This is a genomic window from Synechococcus sp. R8-2, assembly GCF_047461715.1.
Classification (GTDB): Bacteria; Cyanobacteriota; Cyanobacteriia; order Thermostichales; family Thermostichaceae; genus Thermostichus.
The window spans coordinates 1-1,008 of record NZ_JANSHQ010000714.1 but is presented as its reverse complement, the minus strand read 5'-3'; the positions used below and the strand labels follow the sequence as shown (position 1 = coordinate 1,008).

Below are 1,008 nucleotides of genomic sequence, written 5' to 3'. Positions count from 1 at the left end.
AACGAATCCAGATAGGCCTGTCGCTCGTCGGGGGGTAGCTCCACCAGTTCCGCCTCCACCTGGGCTGAGACCACCACCACACCTGCCCCTTCCGCTTTGGCAAATTGCCGCACCTGCTCCACCCAGGCATTGCCGCTGGCCAGATCCGTTTCCGCCACATTGGCGGCGTAGATGACTTTTTTGCGGGTGAGCAGCCCCAACCCTTTGATCAACTGCTCTTCTTCTGGGCTGAGGGGTACTAGGCGAGCCGGCTTGCCCTCGTCCAAGGCAGCCTGTAATTGTTCCAGAGCCTGCAACTCCAGTTGGGCGGTTTTGTCGGACTTTGCCTGCTTGCGCACCCGCTCTATGCGCCGCTCGATCTGGGCCAAATCCGCCAAGGCTAGCTCCAAGTTGATCACCCCGATATCCCGCAAGGGATCCACCGAACCCGCCACATGCACAATGTTCTCGTCTTGGAAGCAGCGCACCACGTGCACCACGGCGTCCACCTGGCGAATGTGGGAGAGAAACTGGTTGCCCAGACCCTCCCCCTTGCTGGCTCCAGCCACCAGCCCGGCAATATCCACAAACTCGATTTGGCTGGGGATGATCTCGGCAGAACCGCTGATCTTGGCCAGCACCTGCAAGCGCTCGTCGGGCACCGCCACCCGCCCCACATTCGGCTCAATGGTGCAGAAGGGAAAGTTGGCCGCCTCGGCTTTGGCATTTTCACAGAGGGCGTTGAACAAGGTAGATTTGCCTACGTTGGGCAGGCCGACAATTCCAGCTCTCAACATCCAGATCTTGGGGAAAAAGCCAAAAACCAGGGTAACGGGATCCCTTGCCCAGCGGAAAGATCCCTACTCTGACGTTAGCATTTGCCGCCCCTTTCCCAACCGGTGGATCCGCTCCCAAGCGCTCCGCGCCGCCAACGCCACCACCCTCGGCTCCTCTCCCAAGAGAACTGTATTTTTTGTCAGCTGCACAGTGTTGGGCAGCTGAGGTCTTTTGACATCCTCCCCGGCCTGA

At 59.6% G+C, this 1,008-nt stretch carries 1 protein-coding gene; it reads right to left on the bottom strand.

The window, feature by feature from the left end; genetic code table 11:
* Positions 1-776: redox-regulated ATPase YchF (gene ychF / locus NW819_RS14140; RefSeq protein WP_414414136.1), on the bottom strand; the 776-nt coding region annotated here is incomplete at its 3' end.
* Between the last annotated feature and the right edge of the window lie 232 nt (positions 777-1,008).